This window comes from Blautia sp. MCC269 (assembly GCF_018785655.1).
GTDB lineage: Bacteria > Bacillota > Clostridia > Lachnospirales > Lachnospiraceae > Blautia_A.
Genome location: NZ_WQQE01000119.1, coordinates 1 through 1,206 on the forward strand (window position 1 = coordinate 1; position 1,206 = coordinate 1,206).

A 1,206-nucleotide genomic window follows, 5' to 3' on the forward strand; every position below is an offset into this window, starting at 1 on the left:
CTGACCGACATGGACATGAACTACCTGCTTTTGTATCTGGAAGAAAATTACGGGCTTACCAGCGAGAAAAAGGTGCAGAGCGCCATCAAGATTGTTGCCAATGAAAACCGCTACCATCCAGTCAGGGATTACCTGAACAGCCTGCAATGGGACGGCACAGAGCGCATCCGTTACGCCCTGCATCACTTTCTGGGAGCCGATACGGACGAATACACCTATGAAGCCTTGAAACTGTTCCTGATGGGAGCCATCCGGCGGGTATTCAGACCGGGGAGCAAGTTTGAGGTCATGCTCTGTCTGGTTGGTGGTCAGGGAGCCGGGAAATCTACCTTTTTCCGGCTGCTGGCAGGCAGGGACGAATGGTTTTCAGACGATTTGAAAAAGCTGGACGATGAAAATGTGTACCGCAAGCTGCAAGGGCATTGGATTATCGAGATGTCGGAGATGATTGCCACAGCCAACGCCAAGAGTATTGAGGAAATCAAGTCATTCTTAAGCCGCCAGAAAGAAACCTACAAAGTGCCGTATGAGACACATCCGGCAGACCGGCTGCGGCAATGTGTATTTGGAGGGACGACCAACCGGCAGGACTTTTTGCCCCGTGACCGCACCGGCAACCGGCGCTTTCTCCCCGTGACGGTGTACCCGGAACGGGCGGAGGTTCACATACTGGACGATGAAGCGGCGGCGAGGGCGTATATCGAACAGATGTGGGCGGAAGCCATGACGGTTTATCGCAGTGGGAAGTATAAGCTGTCATTCAGCATGGAAATGAACCGATACCTGAACGCCCACCAGCAGGACTTTATGCAGGAAGACACACAGGCCGGCATGATCTACGCCTATTTGGAGGACTACACCGGCGACAGGGTATGTTCCAAGCAGCTTTATGAGGAAGCGCTGGGGAACTTAAATTCCCCGGCAGACTGGGAGACACGGGCAATCTGCGAGATTATGAATACCGGCATTGCGGGCGGCATCATACAGGGCTGGGTAGCCTACAAAAGCCCGAAGCGGTATAAGAAATACGGTTCTCAAAAAGGCTGGGAGCGTGTCAACCAAGCTCCGCCGGAGGGGGACGGTTTTCAGGAAATCACGGAAGAAGAAGCCCGGCAAATGGAACTTCCATTCTGAAAAGCCACCGGTTGACAGTTTGGTTGACGCTTTGGTTGACAGCCGGTTGACGGGGAAAAGCCTGATATTTGG

Annotated in this window: 1 protein-coding gene; it reads left to right on the forward strand. The window is 53.3% G+C overall.

What is annotated here, in order from left to right:
• The coding region (locus GPK88_RS18535) for a virulence-associated E family protein (protein WP_215708131.1) at positions 1–1,134 on the forward strand (1,134 nt) is incomplete at its 5' end.
• Positions 1,135–1,206: the final 72 nt, after the last annotated feature.